Annotated in this window: 24 protein-coding genes; 7 read left to right on the top strand and 17 right to left on the bottom strand. The window is 45.2% G+C overall.

The genetic code is table 11. The features are described from left to right. Positions 1–13: 13 nt before the first annotated feature. The 7 genes from C2745_RS03365 to C2745_RS03335 form a co-directional block, all read right to left on the bottom strand. Complete coding sequence (locus C2745_RS03365) at positions 14–1063, bottom strand: hypothetical protein (RefSeq protein ID WP_215385059.1); 1050 nt, start codon at positions 1061–1063, stop codon at positions 14–16. Between the two features lie 34 nt (positions 1064–1097). After that, positions 1098–1688: a penicillin-binding protein activator LpoB gene (gene lpoB / locus C2745_RS03360; protein WP_215385057.1), complete on the bottom strand. Its 591-nt coding sequence runs from the start codon at positions 1686–1688 to the stop codon at positions 1098–1100. 17 nt (positions 1689–1705) lie between these two features. Continuing rightward, entirely contained in the window at positions 1706–2062 is a 357-nt protein-coding gene (locus C2745_RS03355) for a YcfL family protein (protein ID WP_215385055.1), read from the bottom strand. A gap of 11 nt (positions 2063–2073) precedes the next feature. Beyond that, entirely contained in the window at positions 2074–3825 is a 1752-nt protein-coding gene (locus C2745_RS03350; protein ID WP_251368387.1) for a COG3014 family protein, read from the bottom strand. 137 nt (positions 3826–3962) lie between these two features. Beyond that, positions 3963–4961: a tripartite tricarboxylate transporter substrate binding protein gene (locus C2745_RS03345; protein WP_251368386.1), complete on the bottom strand. Its 999-nt coding sequence runs from the start codon at positions 4959–4961 to the stop codon at positions 3963–3965. A gap of 35 nt (positions 4962–4996) precedes the next feature. Further along, entirely contained in the window at positions 4997–5560 is a 564-nt protein-coding gene (locus C2745_RS03340) for a disulfide bond formation protein B (protein ID WP_215385054.1), read from the bottom strand. 6 nt (positions 5561–5566) lie between these two features. Further along, positions 5567–5725, bottom strand: coding sequence for a DUF5993 family protein (locus C2745_RS03335; protein ID WP_215385052.1), 159 nt, complete (start codon positions 5723–5725; stop codon positions 5567–5569). 87 nt (positions 5726–5812) lie between these two features. On the opposite strand from C2745_RS03335, the gene C2745_RS03330 reads away from it, so the two are divergent. Then, complete coding sequence (locus C2745_RS03330) at positions 5813–6592, top strand: enoyl-CoA hydratase/isomerase family protein (RefSeq protein WP_215385050.1); 780 nt, start codon at positions 5813–5815, stop codon at positions 6590–6592. Between the two features lie 7 nt (positions 6593–6599). Here C2745_RS03330 and C2745_RS03325 read toward each other — a convergent pair whose 3' ends face one another. Genes C2745_RS03325 through C2745_RS03315 form a run of 3 tightly spaced genes read right to left on the bottom strand, consistent with a single transcriptional unit; the run spans position 6600 to position 8673 of the window. Then, positions 6600–7649, bottom strand: a complete 1050-nt coding sequence (locus C2745_RS03325) for an alpha/beta fold hydrolase (RefSeq protein WP_251368385.1) — start codon at positions 7647–7649, stop codon at positions 6600–6602. A 13-nt stretch (positions 7650–7662) separates the two neighbouring features. Continuing rightward, entirely contained in the window at positions 7663–8355 is a 693-nt protein-coding gene (locus tag C2745_RS03320; RefSeq protein WP_128113357.1) for a fumarylacetoacetate hydrolase family protein, read from the bottom strand. A gap of 36 nt (positions 8356–8391) precedes the next feature. Next, on the bottom strand, positions 8392–8673 hold the full coding sequence (locus C2745_RS03315; protein ID WP_215385048.1) for a SemiSWEET transporter: 282 nt from the start codon (positions 8671–8673) through the stop codon (positions 8392–8394). A gap of 106 nt (positions 8674–8779) precedes the next feature. On the opposite strand from C2745_RS03315, the gene C2745_RS03310 reads away from it, so the two are divergent. Then, a complete protein-coding gene (locus C2745_RS03310; RefSeq protein WP_215385046.1) occupies positions 8780–9781 on the top strand; it encodes a tripartite tricarboxylate transporter substrate binding protein in 1002 nt (333 codons plus the stop codon). Positions 9782–9793: 12 nt separating this feature from the next. On the opposite strand, the gene C2745_RS03305 is transcribed toward C2745_RS03310, so the two are convergent. The 4 genes from C2745_RS03305 to C2745_RS03290 all read right to left on the bottom strand — a co-directional run bounded on the left by C2745_RS03305 (position 9794) and on the right by C2745_RS03290 (position 14043). Further along, positions 9794–10540: a transporter gene (locus C2745_RS03305; protein WP_215385044.1), complete on the bottom strand. Its 747-nt coding sequence runs from the start codon at positions 10538–10540 to the stop codon at positions 9794–9796. A gap of 209 nt (positions 10541–10749) precedes the next feature. Next, the gene (locus tag C2745_RS03300; RefSeq protein ID WP_215385042.1) at positions 10750–11793 is read right to left on the bottom strand and encodes a fumarylacetoacetate hydrolase family protein; all 1044 of its coding nucleotides are present in this window, start codon (positions 11791–11793) and stop codon (positions 10750–10752) included. A gap of 98 nt (positions 11794–11891) precedes the next feature. Then, positions 11892–13805 (bottom strand): ferrous iron transporter B, encoded by a 1914-nt coding sequence (locus tag C2745_RS03295; RefSeq protein WP_215385040.1) that lies wholly within the window; start codon positions 13803–13805, stop codon positions 11892–11894. After that, positions 13798–14043 carry a FeoA family protein gene (locus C2745_RS03290; protein WP_215385039.1) on the bottom strand — a complete coding sequence of 82 codons (246 nt, stop codon included), beginning with the start codon at positions 14041–14043 and terminating at the stop codon, positions 13798–13800. Before C2745_RS03290 ends, C2745_RS03295 begins: the two co-directional genes overlap by 8 nt. 179 nt (positions 14044–14222) lie before the next feature. On the opposite strand from C2745_RS03290, the gene C2745_RS03285 reads away from it, so the two are divergent. Then, positions 14223–14849, top strand: coding sequence for an FMN-binding negative transcriptional regulator (locus C2745_RS03285; RefSeq protein ID WP_215385037.1), 627 nt, complete (start codon positions 14223–14225; stop codon positions 14847–14849). On the opposite strand, the gene modA is transcribed toward C2745_RS03285, so the two are convergent. Further along, the gene (gene modA, locus C2745_RS03280; protein ID WP_251368384.1) at positions 14850–15605 is read right to left on the bottom strand and encodes a molybdate ABC transporter substrate-binding protein; all 756 of its coding nucleotides are present in this window, start codon (positions 15603–15605) and stop codon (positions 14850–14852) included. Between the two features lie 48 nt (positions 15606–15653). After that, positions 15654–16676 (bottom strand): substrate-binding domain-containing protein, encoded by a 1023-nt coding sequence (locus C2745_RS03275; RefSeq protein WP_215385035.1) that lies wholly within the window; start codon positions 16674–16676, stop codon positions 15654–15656. Between the two features lie 76 nt (positions 16677–16752). Here C2745_RS03275 and C2745_RS03270 point away from each other — a divergent pair, with 76 nt between their 5' ends. Next, positions 16753–17577: a substrate-binding domain-containing protein gene (locus tag C2745_RS03270; protein WP_215385033.1), complete on the top strand. Its 825-nt coding sequence runs from the start codon at positions 16753–16755 to the stop codon at positions 17575–17577. A gap of 87 nt (positions 17578–17664) precedes the next feature. Here C2745_RS03270 and C2745_RS03265 read toward each other — a convergent pair whose 3' ends face one another. Then, complete coding sequence (locus C2745_RS03265) at positions 17665–18246, bottom strand: hypothetical protein (protein WP_251368383.1); 582 nt, start codon at positions 18244–18246, stop codon at positions 17665–17667. A gap of 218 nt (positions 18247–18464) precedes the next feature. Here C2745_RS03265 and C2745_RS03260 point away from each other — a divergent pair, with 218 nt between their 5' ends. Genes C2745_RS03260 through C2745_RS03250 form a run of 3 tightly spaced genes read left to right on the top strand, consistent with a single transcriptional unit; the run spans position 18465 to position 19879 of the window. Continuing rightward, positions 18465–18833, top strand: coding sequence for a GNAT family N-acetyltransferase (locus tag C2745_RS03260; RefSeq protein ID WP_251368382.1), 369 nt, complete (start codon positions 18465–18467; stop codon positions 18831–18833). 12 nt (positions 18834–18845) lie between these two features. Further along, on the top strand, positions 18846–19280 hold the full coding sequence (locus C2745_RS03255) for a YbgC/FadM family acyl-CoA thioesterase (protein WP_215385031.1): 435 nt from the start codon (positions 18846–18848) through the stop codon (positions 19278–19280). A gap of 20 nt (positions 19281–19300) precedes the next feature. Beyond that, a complete protein-coding gene (locus C2745_RS03250; protein ID WP_215385029.1) occupies positions 19301–19879 on the top strand; it encodes a hypothetical protein in 579 nt (192 codons plus the stop codon). The last annotated feature ends 47 nt before the right edge of the window (positions 19880–19926 follow it).

The raw sequence follows: 19926 nt of genomic DNA, 5'->3' as shown, positions 1-19926 counted from the left end.
CTTTTATTAAAGTTTATTTATAAACCTTTAGAGTACCGGCATCGTCATTTAAGCGGCGTTTTAGATTCCGCTTTTCACCATCGGAGCCTGGATTATTAGTAATAAAGTTTTGGCTCGCCAAGCTCTTTCTTACATCTTCAGCTAAATCCAAAGAAGCCAACTTCATTAACTTAGCCATGCTTGGCTTGAAGCTATTGTCTTTGCCGTCGATTCTGACTTCCTTGCCATCACCAGAGGCAATGAAGGAAGCCACAATCTGGTTGGTTTGCGTATCGACTACATTGAAATCAACCGTCACCTCAAGCGTTACTTGCTGTGATGTAGATTTAGTGCCAGGAATAGCATCGACGTTATCGGTCACGGAAACTTCCGCTAAGACACCATAAAGCACGTAATTGGCATCGCCAAAATCACCTGCTTTGATGCGCTTCACAATATCAAAATACTCATCACCCTGGTTTGGCGCAGTTACTGAAGGCTTAGCCTGCACTACCTTGTATCCAGACTTAATTAATAAGCCACGGATGGGATTCGCAAGATAGCGCAACTCGCCATACTCAATATTGCTTTGATATCCTGATTTTTTCTGGGTCTGGCTGTTGGCGCTAGCGGTATTACTAGTGGCAGCTGCATCTGGCACAGGCGCTACAGAAGCGGCACCCGGCTCCGTTGACTTGGGATCAGCTAAATTTGTGAACTTGACTGGAAAAGCAGATGAATTTGGGCCGCCAGTTAATGCAGAAGCATTCGCTTTATCTGCATCTACCTCTACAGTCTTGGGAGTAATCACCGATGAAGTGCTATTGCCTGTAGTGGTTTTGGTCTCTTCAATATAAGTAAGGTTCTTGCCTTCTTTTTTAAAGTAAATGTCCGTTACCGCTATCGACTTCGATTCTGACTTAAGCGCTTCAGCATTAATCACTGGGTTTTTTGGCGGATCCGCTGGCACCTGACCAACAATTTCAGATTCCGGCTTAACCAGCGGCGTCTTTGAGGCGCATCCTGCTAGCAAAGCAAAGCTAGCGCCGGCGCACAACAAGACAGCAATTTTATTTAAACGCATTGAGAACATCCTCTTTTATTGTATTGGCCGCCAATTAGCGAGTGGCAGTCTTACGAATCTCTTTCTCGTCCGCCCATTCAAGCAAACCAGATTCGTTATTAATCAGATTTAAGTTAAAGACGTAATAAACATCTTTGACATCTTTATTGGTCTTCACGATAGATGCGATAGAGCCTTCAATGCGATATTGGGCGCCTTGCATATTGCCTGTTTTAGCAATCGTACTGTTCTTATAAAGCCCGGATTGGTTTTGACGTTTAAGCTCATCAGTTTGATTTTGCATCTCAGACACGCTCACTGCGAAACGCACCTGGCCACTCTTCATGAGCTGGGTGCGAATCTTATCGGTGATGACTCGTGTATCAATATATTCAGAAGTTTTGTTCTTCACATCCGCCAAAGTAACAATTGGTGCATCTTTACTGCCAGAGATAGCTTTTGATTGCAGTAATGACCTAGTCATAGCTTCGGCAATCATTTGCAGATCGGTTGATCCATAGTTAGCATTCACGGTCTCTACAGACTTGGCATCGCCATAGCGCACTTGTGGACCAGAACAGGCGGCAAGCAATGCAGCAGATAATAAGAGGGTGGATAAATAAATAGTTTTATTAGTTGCGTTCATCGTGATTAACCTTAGGATTACTTATATTGATTTAATTCGAAACGAAAGTCAGTGGCATCTGGGGTTGGGGCAATGCCCATAATAACGGTCGACTGCCCTTTGCCCACGGTCACCGGCTTCCAGGCCTCTTCATCCGTGACAGACATGCCATTTTTACCGAGCCACTTAAATCGATAAGAAACTAAATTCGATTTACTGTCATTTTGAATGGTGACTTGAGCAGTCAGAACACCGTTACGCTCAATGCTGCGCATATCAGTCACCTGAATACTATCGGTATCACCCATACGAACAGTCATATCCTTCATGGAAGGAGTGGAGCTGCACGCTGCCAGCGTTAGTGCTGCCAATGCGATGAGGAGATATTTTTTCATGCTCGGTCTTTCTAATTAAAAAGCTGCTGAAAGCTATTCAGCAAATTGGGCGGCTCATAGGGCTTTACCACCTCAATATTACTGCTAGCAGGGGTTGTTGTAGGACTCATTAACGGTGTCGCCGTATTGGTGGGAGGTGGTGTTGCTACTGCAGCAGCCCCCTCTTCTGGCTTGGGCTCCTGAAGTCCGCCCCACAGTTTTTTCAAACCTTCAAATGCACCTTCTGGTGGTTTTGGCTGAACTGACGCTGGCAATGGAGCTGCCGCCACAGGGGCTGCCACGACAACAGCAGGAACCGCTTGAGTGCTTGGAATTTGAGGAGGCGTAGCAACTACCTTCGCAGGCAATGCTGCCGGGTCATTTGATGTGAGAACGGTTGCCCTATTTCTAAACATACGTATATAAACAACGTTATAGCCTCCGACTAGGTTGACGGTTTGGCTGAGCGTCACCCCTGAGGGCAAGGTGTACTTGAGTGCGGTTGGGCCGATAGGCAAACCCATTCTGGCCATGTACGTTTGCGCAGGTAAGGTTGACCAATGACGGGTATCAGTTACATTGATCGCCTGCAAACCATAACCGGTAATCATTCCGGCAATTGCCCCGACAATGGCGGCAGTGCCATTATTTTGATTGTTCTGGTTATTTCTCCGAGACGCTTGTTGGGTGGCCTGGTCTGCTGCGTATTGAGCAGCTAACGACACCAAAGCTCTTGATGAGGCCCTCAAAACATATCCAGGCATCTCATCATGCAAATTCTTTCTGGCCATAGCATCAATGTTAGCAACCAACTCAGGGGTAGCTACTCGATCACCCAACTGAACGAGGGTTGGCTTAAAGCGCTCGGTAGACTTTTCAATTACAGGAAAGGTTAAGGTGACTAATTTTGAATTACCACCAAGATTAAATGTTTGACTGATTTGATAAGGCGTAATTTTCGGCATGTAGCCCGTATCAATGACGATCAAGGTATCCGCAAAACTCTTTTTTTTCTGGTTCGCAATATTGGAGTCAAGCTTAGCAATACTAGTTTTGAAGAAGTTCACCTGCGGGCGCAATTCAATAGCCAAGCGATAGCCCGGCGCAGCAAGACTAGCCTCCCCCTGGGACTCATGAATAAAGCCTGATAGATAATAGGCTGCTGGGTTTTGATAGGAGTTCTTCAGGCTGCGCGTTTCTTCATCATCCAACAGATTGATTGGGTAGCCGTTAATCTCCTGAATACGACTTGTAGCGCCACGCGTTGTTTGATTATTTTGCTGCTCTTGCTCTGTTTTCGAAACTGCAGCAACTTTGCTTTGAATAAGCTCTTCAATGAGCTTTTCTCGTTGCGCCATTTTTTTGGCCTCAACCATAGCGTCATCCCACCGCCCCTGAGATAAATGATTAAGTGCAAGCGTTTGACTTAAGAGAGTCACTTCATATGGCTTAGGATCGTACTCACTACTAACGCCTTCAGAGAGCACATAAGAACTTGCCCCTGAAAAAGAACGCCTCACTTTGTCGCCAGTAGTAATTTCCCAGCGACTCACCAATTGATCAGCCGCCAACAAACTTTGAGTGCTATTAGGAATCTGCGTAGGCCCCTGCAGTCTTTGCACTTCACCCAACTCGAGGTAATAAAGCGTGTTTTTATCTTTAAATGCTGTTTGGATAGCGGCGGCAGTATTTTGTAGATCGCCGTTCTTAAATTGCTCTTTAGCGTCATTCATCTTCACTTGCTGCATTTGTGTCGCACAACCAACCAAGAGTGTCAGCGCCAAGACAGGCGCGAACCTTAATGAGCGTAATGCTGAAAATTTAAGCAACTGAGCCAGCCGAAGGCATTCAAAAGTAAAGGTACTACCCATGCTGTATATAACGCCTTAAATAGGACTAAGCTGACAAGAAAACAGCTTATTTACTGATCTAGTTTCGCACCAGACTGAATAACCACTCTACCCCACTTATTAGACTCACTAGCAATCAATCTGGAGAGTTCCCTGGGGCTGCCGGGTGCAGGCTCTAGGCCGCCCGCTAGAAGCCGATTTTTAACATCTGGATTGCTTAATGTTTGTCGCACCAGTTGATTTAAGCGATTTTGGGTATTTGCTGGCAAGCGCGCCGGAGCCATTAATGAAAACCAGGAGACAGCCTCAAAACCAGGCAAACCTTGTTCAGCTAGCGTCGGAATTTCTGGCGCAGCAGGCGAGCGCTTTAAGGTGGTTACCCCTAAAGCATGCACTTCGCCCGCTTTGATCAAAGGCAAAGAGGAGGACAAATTATCAAAAAGCATGGAGATGCGTCCACTCACTAGGTCAGGCAAAGATTGAGCGCGGCCTTTATATGGAATATGACGTATTTGTATTCCTGCCATTTCTTTAAATAATTCACCTGACATGTGCAATGAAGTACCCACGCCAGAAGAGCCGAAAGTCAATTGATTGGGCCTGGCTTTAGCAAGCTCAATAAGTTCATGCAAATTGTTCACACCCAATTGTTTGTTCACAATTAATACATTAGGAGTGCTAGCCAAAAAACTAATGGGCGTGAAATCCTTCACCGGATCAAAAGACATCTTCTCGTAAAGCGCTCCATTAATCGCGTGAATGCCGACTGTGCCAATGAGTAATGTATAGCCATCAGGCTCACTCTTGGCAACAAGATCGGCGCCAATATTGCCGCCATAACCGGGGCGGTTCTCCACTAGCACTGGCACACCTAAACTTTGCTGCCAACTCTCCGCTAGCACACGCGCCAAAATATCTGGGGCGCCACCAGGCGTAAAAGTAACCACAATACGTATAGCTTGCTTTGGCCAGCCACCTTTTGCATTAGCGCCTTGCGCATAAGCGCCCAAGGAATGCAGCGAGAGCATAAAAATAATGAAGAGAGCCTTCAAAACTCGGGTGTATTGCATTGCTGATGACCTAAGACTGACCGCTAGAGCGGGGCCTAGAATCCGAAACGAGAGCGCAACCAAAGCCAGCCCTCATATTTAACTGGATCGTCAGCGCAAGGACCAATGCCACACTCAAGCAATGTAGAAACAAGGTTGCCGAACACCAACAAGATGAAGAGGATGACTAAAGTGTTTGCAAACCATGAACGGGAACGCACATTACGATTTGGCAACATTAAAAGAACAGCCTGCCCAGCTAAAAGGCCCATATAGCCTACAAATGCCCAGGTGTAGAAATGCAGCTCTAAGAAAGTTGCGCCAAATCCTTTGTCACCCGGAAGGATATGAAGAAAGACTTGGCGTAGAGAAACCATCATCCCTACTAAGCCGCCAAGAATGCCCCAACCATAGTGGGCGTAATGTTCGCCACAACGAATATTGAGCACCAAAGCAAAACCGATAATGACAAAACCAACGCGTTGCATCAAGCACAATGGGCAAGGCAATTCGCCAAAATAGAGTTGGTCTACGAATGCATATGAAAGCATTCCCACAACCGCGAGTAAAGCAAGCTGATTACCCAGCGATGCTAATGATGGTAAGGAATGCTTGCTCACAATAAATTACAAGCTGATATTGAGGTGGCTGGTTGCATGAAAACGGAACCAAACCGCCAAGATGGCAACAGTAATAGCCAAAACTGTTACGCCTGCTAGACGCTTCTCAAACCAGACCAAGATAAGTCCGATAAAGGCTGTGAGAAAAGGCAGGAACATGTACATAAGTGAATTCTAGCGCAGGACTCTATTGATGACAGAAAATTACCTAAGTCAGTGCTGTGGACGTGGCCTTTTGTTTAGAATGGCCCTATGACCACAAGCGCTAACCCACCCTGCCTCAACCTGGAAATCATCGGACATATTGCGCGGATTACATTTAATAATCCAGCAGCCAGAAATGCGATGACCTGGCCAATGTACGAAGAGCTCAAAACGATTTGTGATGACTTAGCAAAGAATCCAAAAGTTCGTGTTGCCATATTTAGAGGGGCTGGCGATAAAGCCTTTGTTTCAGGAAGTGATATTCAACAATTTGTAGACTTGAAAAAAGATGAGGCCTATGAAGTGGCTGTTGATCATATTTTTATCTCCCTGCAAGAGCTTCCGATGCCTACGATTGCATTGATCGAAGGGCTGGCCGTAGGTAGTGGATTATTGATGGCGACTGCTTGCGACTTTCGTATCTCCACCCCGGAGGCACGCTTTGGTATTCCGGTCGCTAAAACATTGGGAAATTGTTTATCCCCTAGCAATCTTGCCTGGATTAGCGCTCACCTAGGAATTCCTACCGTCAAAAAAATGCTGCTTACAGCCGAGCTCATTAAAGCTCCGCAATTATTAGACTCAGGATTTATATATCAAACTGTAGAAGCAACAGATATCACAGCAGCTGGCGATACATTGGCGGAAAAATTGGCGGCACTTGCGCCTATTACTCAAAAAGCAAGCAAGATTGCTTTATCGCGCATTCTCAATAGCAATCTTCCCGACTGCACAGACTTGATGCGTGAGACCTATAACAGCAATGACTTCAAAGAGGGTGTGAACGCCTTCTTAGAAGGTCGAACACCCAAATGGAATGGCAAGTAATTAGCTTTTAGGGTTTAGCATTTAAAAACTGCACCACTGTTTTAACAAATAGATCAGGTACTTCTATGTGAGGCACGTGACCCACGTTTTCAATTGGTACCAGCTGAGCATTGGGAATTGCTGCTTGGGCTTTTTTACCCAACTCCGGAAAGTTACCCAGAGATTTAACAGCCTCCGGTGGCGCAAAGCGACGACCAAACACCGTACGATCTTTCTGCCCTATTACTAACAACACTGGCATCTTCAATTGCGGCAAATCATTTACCACCGGTTTTTCCGCAATCATCTGATAAGTCAGCACTGAGGTTTTGGCATAAGCTGGGTAGTCAGGTCCTTTTTGCACTCGCACGTAGACCTCAACAAACTTTTCATAACTGGGTTGCCAGTTTGGGAAGTAACTCTGTAAGAAACGGCGGTAACTTGTTTCTGTTTGTGCCATCTCCAATTTAAGTAGGTCGTCGTTTTTCTGCGGAGGAATATCTTTTGAGTAATCCTCAAGACCAAGAGGATTCTCAAGAACGAGTTTTTGTACCGTTTGCGGATAAAGACGAGCGAAGCGCACGCCAACCATTCCGCCCATGGAATTAGCGATGACTGACACCTTCTGAATTTTAAGTGAGGCTAATAATGCCTTGGTATTGGCTGCTAAATCATCAAAGTGATAAGTCACGTCTGGTTTGGATGATTTTCCAAAACCGATTTGGTCTGGCGCAATAACGCGATAACCAGCTTGAGTTAAACCAGCAATTGTGGGCGCCCAGTAATCACTAGAAAAGTTTTTTCCATGAAACAGCAGCACCACACCCTTTTGCTTGCCTACTGCCGCTACATCCATATAGACCATTGCTGCGGACTGTCCTTGCAAAGAGGTTTTAAATTCCTTCAAGGGATATGGGTAAGGCCAGGCACTTAACCGCAGATCTAATGGTGCCGCATTAGCATAAAGGCTGGCAGGTGTCGTTGAAGATGCTTGCTCAGAACTCACGCAGGATATTAGAGAGGCCGCACACAAAGCTGCTGCACATGCTGTAGAAATTCTTCTGAGCAAGATCATCATTTCAGCAATCCAATTAAATAATTTTTGTCTTCAAGCTTGGAAGGCCTGCTACGCTTCCCTCTAGTACGTCACCCTTCTTAACCGGACCAACCCCAGCAGGTGTTCCAGAGAAAATTAAATCCCCTGGCTCTAAAGTGAACAAGGTGGAAAGATAAGCAATGGTGTCAGGCACATTCCAAATCAATTGATTCAGATCGCCTTCTTGGCGCACTTCGCCATTCACTAGGAGCTTTACGCTACCTTTGGCAGGATGGCCGCATTTGCTAGCCGGAGTAATTTCTCCGCACGGAGCAGATTGATCAAATGCTTTGCCTGTATCCCAAGGGCGCCCCATCTTCTTGGCCTCGCCCTGAAGATCGCGTCTTGTCATATCCAAGCCAACGCCGTATCCATAGACATGATCTAAGGCTTTATCTGCAGAAATATTTGCACCGCCCTTACCGATAGCGACAACCATCTCAATTTCATGGTGGACATCGTTTGACAGGCTAGGAAAATGCATGTCCTTACCATCAGTCACGATAGAGTTTGCTGGCTTCATAAAAAAGAAAGGCGGCTCACGATCTGGATCGTGACCCATTTCGCGCGCATGGTCTGCATAGTTTCGACCAACGCAGTAAATGCGATTAACTGCAAAGCGACGTGAGTCTCCAGTCACTGGCAATGAAATAACCGCTGGCGGATCAATGACGAAAGCTGAGCTCATAAGAAACCTTTCTAAGAATTTTGATAAATCGATGTTTTATTTCTGATGTTTAGAAGTATGACGCAATTTCAATAACAAGATACTGAGGGCCAGAGCAAACGTTAGCGCATTCGCCAAGATGAGGGGCCACTTCTCAATAATGAGGCCGTAGACCAGCCATAAACCGACCCCAGTCGTAAATAAGGAGTACATCCCCAGGGAAATACCAGACAGATCTTTGGTGCGCCAAGATTGGATTGCCTGAGGCAAAAATGCCACAGTCGTTAAGAATGCAGCGCAATATCCAATGATTTCAATTTGGTGGGGCTCTAGGGTCATTGGCTCATTGTAATTAGGGAAACTGGCAATTCATTGATCCAGGGCAGAAATTTCAATTCTGTAGATAATAGAAATTCGCATCACAACCTAATACTAAAAATACAAAATGAGACTAAATCTAACTAAAGGCTTCGGCCTACTCCTATGCGCCAGCATGGCTAGCGGACCACTGCTTGCACAGACCAACAACGCTGCCATCAAAAATTATCCGGATAAGCCAATTAAATTGGTCATCCCTTATCCACCAGGTGGCGCAACCGATGTGATTGGTCGAATCATGGCTCAAGAACTTTCGAAAACACTCAATCAACAGGTTATTCCAGATAACCGTGCAGGCGATAGCGGCAACATTGGCGCTGACATGGTTGCCAAGTCAACACCCGATGGTTACACCTTATTAATGGGCGCCCTAACCTCACATGCTATTAATGCCAATCTTGATAAAGACAAGATTAAGTACAACCTCGAAAAAGACTTCACTCCCGTTGACGTTGTCGGCGTGGTACCACTCGTATTTGTGGTGAACCCTTCAGTTCCTGCAAAGAATATGAAAGAGTTCATTGCTTATGCAAAAGCCAATCCAGGAAAACTCACTTTCGCATCGTCTGGTGCTGGAGCGCCCCAGCGTCTTGCAATGGAAATGTTTAGATTCCAGTTAGGATTAGATTTATTGCATGTGCCATACAAAGGTAGCGGACCTGCCATGACCGACTTGGTTGGCGGCCAAGTATTGACTATGTCTGAGACTGTGCCTGCAGCTTTGCAATTTATTCAAGCGGGCCAATTACGTCCTTTAGCAGTGACTACTGCCAAACGTATTAGCCAGTTACCTGATGTACCTACAGTTACCGAGGCTACTGGCTTACCGAACTTTGATGTAGTAAGTATGTTTGGTATTTTGGCGCCAGCAGGAACACCTAAACCTATCATCGATAAGTTGAGCGCTGATATCAAGTTGATCTTGCAACGCCCTGATGTTCAGGAGCGCATGTTAGCTGCGGGTGTTTATGTGAATTACCTATCTCCAGCAGACTCTAGCAAACGGATCTCCCGCGAACTGAGTATGTGGGGTAAGGTGGTTAAGGATGCCAATATCAAACCGGATTAAGGCTGATGTGAGTTAATTGAGTGGAATGGAAAAGATTGCTTTTAGCGTCAATGAATCGGTGCTATTAGAAAAGCCTTTTCCTATCCCAGCCTGAAACGAAAGCGGCTTTCCGTCGAAGTACATCATCAAAAAACCCATTTGCTGGGTATTTTGATAATTAATTGGCTGATTAATCTGATTTAAATTGGAGTAATACTCTACCCCTAGCGCAAGCTCTGGGGTTAACTCCCTTGATAAGCGAGTGGCAGTAGAAAAATATGGCGATTGATGCACATATGGCTGCGAAAGAGGCATGTCTATTATTGGATTAAATGAAAATAGCCAATCATCAAAATGCTTACCAATAATGAAGCGCATTTCACTGTTGTATCTTGATTCATCAAACTGCGGCTGAACATTAGCTAACTCAAGATTCGCACCAGCAAAAAATGAATCACCCTTATCTTCTCGTATCGGCAACCACTTCATGCGCACCTTAGTCGCTGCGTACTGAAACTTATTGTCGTAGTTAACGTATGAGATATACAAACCTGCCTCTAGGTCATGGCCAAGTCCGTAAGCAAACTCTGGTGTTACTCGAACGCCATTGTTGCTCATTACTTCGCCTGGATAAGAAGGTGTTTGAATACCTCGCGGCGTGCTGTTGAGATGCAGCTCAACACTAGCTTCACCTTTGGCATTGATTTCATCGTCATAAACCTGGATTTCATCTTGCAAAACGGCGTTACTGATGGAAGGCAGAACAGCCATAGACATCATTAGTAATCCCTGGGCGAGAGCTTTGATTAAGGGTTTGACTTGCATCTGCATGATGCGTGAGTTTAACAATGATTGGGATTTTTTGACGGGCACACTTCATTATTGCCGTTGGCTCTCAATGGCTTTCGTATTTGACTCCTCTCTGGAGATGGATCCATTAGAAAAGCCACCCTAGGGTGGCCTTCTGTTTGAAAAAATCTCAGAACTGATCAAGCCAGTGTGAACTTCAATTCCCCAAGTTTTTCTACTGAGCTCACAATCTTATCGCCCTTCTTCAGCCAGACCTGCTTATCCTTTGGCATGCCGGCGATTACACCTTGTGGAGTACCGGTAAAGACAATGTCGCCTGGCTCTAAAGTCCAGTAAGTACTAATGTAGGACAGCATTTTTTGCGTGTTATGAATAAAGTCTGCAGTATTGGAGTTCTGGCGGAGCTCACCATTGACCCATGTTTTCACTTGGAGCTTATTAGGGTCTCCTACTAAGTCAGATGTAACGAAGTAAGGTCCAATTGGTGCGTACTGATCCAAGGTCTTTCCAATCATCCACTGACCGCTTGGCAACTCCAATTGCAAGTCACGTGATGAGAAATCGTTGGATGTGCAATAGCCGGCCACATAATCTAGCGCCGCTGATTCGGGAACATTACGCATCTGCTTGCCCACAACGATTAATAGCTCAGTCTCATAATCTAATTTATAAGAAACAGATGGGGGTGGAATTTGTAATAAGCAGTTATGAGCTGTAAGACTGTTGTTGTATTTATTAAACAAAGGCGGGACTCTTGGGTGAGCCATGCCTACCTCATCAGCATGCGCACGATAGTTCAATCCTACGCAAACAATCTTTCCAGGGTTTTTAAATAAACGTCCGAAAGTAATATCGGATTCTTTCAAGTAAGGTACGCCAGACTTATCGGCACTTGCTACCGCCTTATTAAATCCTGCTGCATTACCCTCTTGCAATAATTGATCCAAAGTTACCGGCGCTGCTATCTTCATTTTTTTAGCAACAGCGCGGACATCGATCACACCCTTTGATGTAACTACACCCAAGGTTTCTGTGCCATCTGCATTTTGAATCGAAAGGATTTTGCTATTTTTTACCATCTCGCGTGGGCCGGTATAAACTTCGCCACCCCAAACCGAAGTGGTATGTGCAGAAGCCTCATTCATCACACCCATAGTGGTGGCAGCTACTAAGCCAGCACCAGCAGCTGAAGCGGTCTTCATAAATTCGCGACGAGAACTCATCTAAATCTCCTTTTGTTGTTATCTATTTTTCTAACTACAAAAGGAATACTACCGCACCCCTTTATGCGGTGCTGCAGCAAATACAGGCGCCAGTGAATTTAACCTAGACCCAGGAAAATGGCGATCCTGTAGGTAATAAAGGAGGCAATATATGCCAAGCCAAATAAGTAGCTAAGCATGATGATCGGGATTTTCCAGCCCCCAGTTTCGCGCTTCACTGCAGCAATGGTAGATAGGCACTGAGGCGCAAATACAAACCACGCCAATAAAGAGAGTGCTGTTGCCAATGACCAGCCACTAGAAATCAGAGGAATAAGTGCATCAGCAGCATCTACACTAGAACTAGATAGTGCATAGACAGTTGCCAATGAGCTCACCACCACTTCGCGAGCAGCCATACCAGGTACCAAGGCAATACTAATTTGCCAATTAAACCCAATCGGAGAAAAGATGTGTGCCAAGGCCTGCCCCATCATTCCTGCAAAACTATATTGAATTGGTGAGCCAGTAGCACCCTCCGGAGGGAACGGAAAGCTAGACAGCACCCACAAGGCAATCGTCATGATCAGGATGATTCCGCCGACGCGACGTAAGAAGATTTCAGCGCGCTGCCACAGGCTAATAGCTAAATTTCCTAAACGTGGCATATGGTAACTAGGCAATTCCATCATGAGCGCATTCATTCTGAATTGCTCGCTAGTAAAACGTTTAAGAATCCACGCCACCGCCATTGCGCCCAAGATTCCAGCTAGGTAAAGCAAGAACAGTACAAGGCCTTGCAAATCAATGCCAGCCCATAGTTTTTGCTCTGGAATAAATGCAGAAATTAATAAGGCGTACACAGGCAAACGCGCAGAGCAAGTCATCATCGGCGCAATCAAGATGGTTACCATGCGATCGCGCGCATTAGAAATGCTTCTGGTCGCCATAATCCCTGGAATCGCGCAAGCAAAGCTAGATAAAAGCGGGATAAATGATCTGCCAGATAGGCCAACAGAACCCATCACCCGATCGAGCAAATAGGCGGCCCTTGGAAGATAGCCAGATTCCTCTAGCAGCAAAATAAAGAAGAACAGAATCAGGATTTGCGGCAGGAAAATAACCACACCGCCTAAGCCCGCCAAAATCCCATTGATAAATAAACTGCGCAGCCAATTATTTGGCAGGACTTCGGCAATTTGCACGCCCAGATACTCAACCGCAGTCTTAATCAGATCCATGGGTACAGTCGCCCAACTAAATACCGCCTGGAATATGCAAAAGAGTAGAGCCACCAAAATGATGGGGCCAAAGACCGGATGTAATAACACCGCATCTAAGCGATCACTCAATTGATCAGGAATAATCCGATCCAGTTTGAGGTTTTGCAAAATTCTTTGTACTTGAACGTTATCAGATTCAGTATGCGCAATATGCGAAGCTGCATTTTCCAAAGTGGCATCACTGGTGCCGGTCTGCAATCCCTGTAAGTTACGCCAATATAGCCCTGATAGAAACTTCTTAATCTCATCTGCACCATTAGCTTGAATGCCAATGCTAGTGAGCACTGGTAAGCCCAGCTCATTCGATAAGGCAGCAGTATCGATCTGCAAGCCTTGGCGCTGGGAAATATCAAGCATATTCAACACCACTACACAAGGTAAACCCAGGCGCTTAGCCGCCAATACCAGACGTAAGTTGCGACGTAAGTTAATAGCGCTTAATACACAAATCACCAAATCAGGACGCTTCTCGCCCTCTGCTCTGCCTAGCAATACATTGCAAGTCACACGCTCATCGAGTGATCTTGGATAAAGACTATAGGCACCAGGTAAATCAAGAATGCGAATATTTTTTCCGGACTCCAGAGCGAGGCGCCCTTCTTTTCTCTCGACAGTGACACCGGAATAGTTGGCCACCTTCTGACGACTGCCGGTAAGCAAATTAAATAAGGCCGTTTTTCCGCAATTGGGATTACCCAATAAAGCAACGATAGGCTCGTTTGAGAAAAAATGGACTTTAGATTCAGACATGCGACAAAGCTTCAACAGAAATCATGCATGCCTCAGATTTGCGCAAAGCAAAAGTTGAAGCGCCAACACGAACCATGTATGGACCTTTGCCCAATAATCCCTTACGCAGGACAGCAACCTGCTCGCCTGGCAAAAAGCCAATATCCTCCAGCTGCCCCTTAATTTGAGGGGCACCTTTTGGAGCATTTACTTCGCTAACGCGATAAAGGCTGCCGAGATCAACCTGGTCTAATTTCATGAATTGGATATGGGCTTGGTATTTATTGGATTATATCCCCAAATGAGAATGAATATCATTCATGAGGAATATAGTCGTACCCCGTCATGATGGGCTATTTGGAAGCTTGAGGGCTTGATCCAAAACAAAAAATGGCGGATTAATGCATACTAATATCACCTTATTTTGTCTGCGCCATCATGTACCTACCTAAACATTTTTTAGTTGAAGATCCCGCAATTTTGGGTCAATTAATTTCTGAATATCCACTAGCCACCATCATTGGCAATCTAGATGGTCAGCTAGAGATTAATCATCTGCCATTAATGTTGAGCGAGGATAAAACCAAACTCTATGGACATATCGCGAGAAGCAACCCATTAACTAAAGTCGCTGGCAGCTCAAATACTGCAGTTACAGCAATCTTTAATGGCCCCAATGCCTACGTTACACCCGCTTGGTACCCTTCTAAAAAAGAGTCTGGAAAAGTAGTGCCAACATGGAACTACGCCGTAGTACATGCGCAAGGATCAATCAAGCTGATTGAGGATCCGGCATGGCTCAGAAGTCATGTAGCGCAAATGACTGACATTCATGAGCCCACCTATCAATCCAACTGGAAGCTAGACGACGCACCAGAGGAATATGTGCAGATGATGCTTAAAGCAATTATTGGCATTGAGATAGAGGTAAAGAGCTTGATTGGAAAATTTAAGCTCAGCCAAAATCGCCCAGCGCAAGATTATGAGGAAGTAGTAAAGCAGTTAGAAAAATCTCCGCAAGAAGCCTTGCAGGAAATGCTTCAATACATGAAGCCAGCTCAGTAACTAGGGCGTGGTGTAGCCGTATTTTTGCAAGATCGCTTTTGCTTTTGCACCCTGCATAAATTGATATAAATCTTGTGCCTCTTGAGGGGCGCCCTTAATTAGCACCATTCTTTGCTTTATGGGCTCATATAGCTTGCTATATAGCTCTACATACCTGGCTTCTTTGGCAACTTCGGGGGACCTGGCCAATGAGAGGGCAGTAAATCCCAGATCGGCAGCGCCAGTAACAACATAGGTTGTTGCAGCACCAACGTTATCTCCGTATACCAACTTATCTTTAGCTAAATCCCAAAGGCCCTCTGCCTTGAGATACTCCACAGCCGCTTTGCCGTAAGGAGCAAGATCTGGTTTTGCAATGGCAATCTTATTGGCCCTTGCAATTGCTTTAGCAATTTCAGCCCTGTTATCCATCAGCGTAATACCAGAAGATGTTTTTGCTATTAGCGCCAGTTTGCCTATTGCATAAACTACGCCTTCGTTGACAGCCTTGCCCTTTTTATACAGCTCCAAAGGGAAATGTTCATCAGCCGCAATGAATATATTAAATGGAGCGCCATTCATAATTTGTGCGGTGAAGTTTCCGGATGATCCGTAGACCACCCTCATCTCAGATTTGCCTGTTACCTTGAAGGCAGTTGCAATCTCGCCAAAGGCATCTTTCATATTGGCAGCAACGGCAACAGTTGCACCCTGGGCAAACGCTAGATTTGCACTACAGAGTATTGCGATCAGGAAAAGGTGCAGGCGAGACAGCATGCCAACCATTCTATTGGATTGAATGCAACAAAACTACGGGCTTTTGAATTACAGCCAATTCTCAATCTGTCGATTTAAGCCAACCGCCTTATATCCAGGTGTCTCACCAGAATAGCTACGGATTTTACGAATCAGCTTGGAGGCCTCAGCTTGTGCCACCATATCTTTATGCATAGCAAGGAAGAAGATTTCATCCTTTAGAGGAATAAACCCCAAACCGTTTTCCAAGGCGATATTTTTAACGCCTATACCAACATCGGCCTTGCCAGCCAAGATGGCATTAGCAACAGCTGAGTGCGTAAACTCTTCTTGCAGGTAGCCATTAATCTCTGAGGCTTCGATTCCCTCTTCTAACAATAGCGTATCTAACAAGAGCCTGGTACCCGAACCTATCTGACGATTGATAAAGCGGATCTTTGGATTAAGTAAATCGTCCAGAGATTTAATGTGCAAAGGATTCCCTTTTTTCACAATCAAACCTTGGGTTCGCTTCATTACTGGGTAGATCTGAATATCGCTTTTAGAAAGGCGGCGATGAATCGCTTTAGAGCTTTGCTCATTGGAAACATGGTATCCAGCAATATGTGCTTCTTTATTTAAAAGCTTTTCAAGCGACTCGCCTGAACCGGCAATCTTTAAATCAAAGCCCCTAAGCTCAGCCGCAACCTTTTGAATAATGGAATCACTGCTAGAGAGGAACTTCCACCTCACACTTTCTGATTTCTGGATCTTCTGAATTTCTTTTATCAAGTTATCTTGATAAGTGCTGCCGTATTGCGAGAATCCCGCTTGCATATCATCAATGTACTGAATTAAGAATTTCCCAAATTCCGTTAGTACCGAACCGTGGCCTTTGGTGCGCACAATCAAGCTCATTCCAAGTGCAGCTTCGGCTTCATTCAGCTTTCCCCAGGCGCCCCTATAAGAGGTGCCAGATTTTTTACTGGCAACAACCAAGGAGCTCCCGCTCCCAATCTCTTTGAGAAGCTCAACCAGCCAAGCAAGGTCAATAGATCCCTTGCCCTCCTTGGGGTTATTAACAATCAATGTTGGTCTGACCTCAATTTGCATATGTAATTTTTTGCATATTCATGTAGTAATAATGTATGCGATGATAACCACTTAATCAACCCTTTTATTGTTTGCCATGAAAAAACTATTTAGCAACTTAGTAATGAGTGCCATCCTGGCTCTCTCAATCTCTGGTCATCAGGCTTATGCACAGAGCAAAAGCATCGTAGTTTCCTCGACCACATCTACTGAACAATCTGGATTATTTAACTTCATTCTTCCAATCTTCAAGATGAAAACTGGCATTGAAGTCAAAGTAGTGGCAGTTGGCACGGGCCAAGCATTAGATATTGGTCGCCGTGGCGATGCAGATGTTGTATTTGTTCATGACAAGCCTGCGGAAGAAAAGTTTGTGGAAGAAGGCTACTCCACTAAACGCTACGAAGTAATGTACAACGACTTCGTTCTCATTGGACCAAAATCAGACCCTGCAAAAATTGGTGGCAGCAAAGATATTCAAGCGGCACTTCAAAAGGTTGCAGCAGCTCAAGCGCCCTTCGTATCCCGCGGCGATAAGAGCGGTACCCATGCAGCAGAACTTCGCTACTGGAAAGGTGCAGGCGTTTCAGTATCACCGAGCCAAGCTTGGTATAAAGAAACTGGCTCAGGCATGGGCCCTGCCCTCAACACTGCATCTGCAATGAATGGCTACATACTTGCAGACCGTGGCACGTGGATCAGCTTCAAAAACCGTGGTGACTTAACTATCCTAGTTCAAGGCGATCCAAAACTCTTTAATCAGTACGGTGTCATGCTGGTGAACCCAGCGAAATACCCGCATGTGAAAAAAGCAGAAGGCCAAGCCTTTATTGATTGGCTCATCTCCAAAAATGGACAGGACGTTATTGCTAGCTACAAGATTGATGGCGAACAACTCTTCTTTCCGAATGCCAAAAAATAATCATTGCCCATGAGAGCAAAAAAGCCCGCTATTGCGGGCTTTTTACATCTGCCGAACTAGCCGGCATGCTTGCTACTTATCTAATGCTTACTTCTTAGGAGTTACGAAGCCGATGGCTGTATCGTCAACGAACTCAACCATCACGTCATCACCAGCTTTGAATTTCTCAAGACCGAGAACCGCTGGATCAACTTTAACTTTTTGCTTCTCGCCGCTTGGCATTGTGAAAGTCACAATACGTGTTTTTTGGTCGATTGTTGAAATCTTAACGGTTGCATAAACAGTATCAGTTGTTTCTTCAAATGGCTTAGCAGAACCTTTGCCAGAAACTACTACAGAGCGAACACCAGATACGCCAGGTTTTTGATCTTTGCCAACTGCAGTCAAACCAACTGCAATCGCTTGTGCATGCTCAACCAAGAACACGTCACCCTTTTTAACTTTATCCAAATCATTGATGGATTTAGAAACATTCATTTGCGCCAAGTTGCCGTTTGCATCCTTCAATACAACGATACGTTTTTTAACGTCTACTGAGTCAACTGTTGCGCTGAGTACAGCAACTTCAGCAGCTAATGGCAACATTTTTGCAGGCGCTTGAGCAAAAACAGAGGCTGCACACGTAATACCCACTGCAGCAAACAAACCAGCTAATAATGATTTCTTCAAAATAACTCCTAATTGAGTAAAAGGTTTAGATGGGCTCAAGAAGGAGCCACAATTCATTGTAACCATGGAATACGGCACTTTTTGTGCGCCGACGAACTATTGCAACCCTTCTTTGGTAAATTGAATGACGATGAGCAATTCAGGCCCTACATAACTTGGAAATACTGACTAAATCCTGGAAAGAAGCTGAAATAGACGCCTTTTTGGTGCGCCGGGAGGTGTTCGTCAAAGAACAGGGTGTGCCGCTCGAACTTGAAATTGATGAGCTTGACCCATCTGCCACTCATGTATTGGCGTTTCAAGAAGGGGAATTCATCGGTACCGGCAGGCTAGTAGTCCTGGGGGATGGTCAAGCCCAAATTGGAAGAATGGCTGTACTGGCGCAATTTAGAAATCAAGCTGTTGGAACCCAGATTCTGGGCAGGCTAATCGACTTGGCAAAGTTACAAGGGATACAGAAATTGGTCTTGCACTCCCAGGTAGCCGCTATACCCTTTTATGAAAAACTGGGGTTTAAGGTTGAGGGCCCAACATATGATGAGGCTGGCATACCGCATCGTAATATGATTCTGATATTGCCAAAATAAATCCAATAATTTATGACCACCCCCCTCAATCCAGACTCTTCATCTGTTACCTACATTCATCGGGTTTGTTATTCCGATACCGATGCAGCAGGCTTTGTGTACCACGGCCGGTATCTTGAAATTTTTGAACGTAGTCGCGCAGAGTGGCTTGCTCAAAAAGGCTTGAGCCCTACCAAACTCATCAACGAGTTAAATATCGTCATGCCGGTTCGCGAGCTCACCATGAATTTTTATAAACCAGGTCGACTAGATGACATTCTGTATATCGACCAAGTCATTGAGCACCGGGGCCGCACCCAAGTGACGGTTAAACAAACTGCACAACGAAAACTTCCCGATAGCGAAGAGCTACAAGTTATCGCAAGTGCTACATTACATATCGTCTGTGTAGACACCAACACCCTCAAACCTAAGGCATGGCCTGAGTGGCTGTTTCCTGCTGAGTAATATTACCAAAGGAGCGCAAGATGTCTGATGGAAAACTACTGAACTTCGTAAAAGATCTCAGCCTGCTGCTAGAAGAAAAACCTAGCGAAGAAATTATTTTTACCAAAGGAAAAAAGCTTTTAGAAACGCTTATTGCTGTTGATGACTGGTTGCCCGAAGAATTTACCAAACCTCACCCACAGTACTACCAGCAATATCTACTCTATGCAGACCCATTAGATCGTTTCTCGATTGTGAGTTTCGTGTGGGGTCCAGGACAAAAAACGCCTATCCATAATCACACTGTCTGGGGAATGATTGGTCAATTGCGTGGCGAGGAGAAAGGTACGCCCTATTACCCTCAAGCGGAAGGCGGTTTTAAGACTGGTGCATCGTGCATCTGCCCACCAGGTCATGTCGATACGGTATCCCCCCGTACACATGACATTCATGTAGTTGAAAACAACTTGAGTGATAAAACTTCAATCAGCATTCATGTATATGGCGGCAATATCGGCAGAATCCATCGCTCAGTCTTTGATTCTGTTACCGGCGCAGAAAAATCATTTGTCTCTGGCTACGCCAATACGCTCGTGCCCAACCTATGGAATCCGGCCTAATTCTCTAGATATTGAGGGGATGACTTAAAATGGAACCTCTTACTGCA

Origin of the sequence: Polynucleobacter sp. AP-Kolm-20A-A1 (genome assembly GCF_018688315.1) — a bacterium.
Taxonomy (GTDB): Bacteria; Pseudomonadota; Gammaproteobacteria; order Burkholderiales; family Burkholderiaceae; genus Polynucleobacter.
This window is presented reverse-complemented; position numbering and strand designations above follow the sequence as displayed.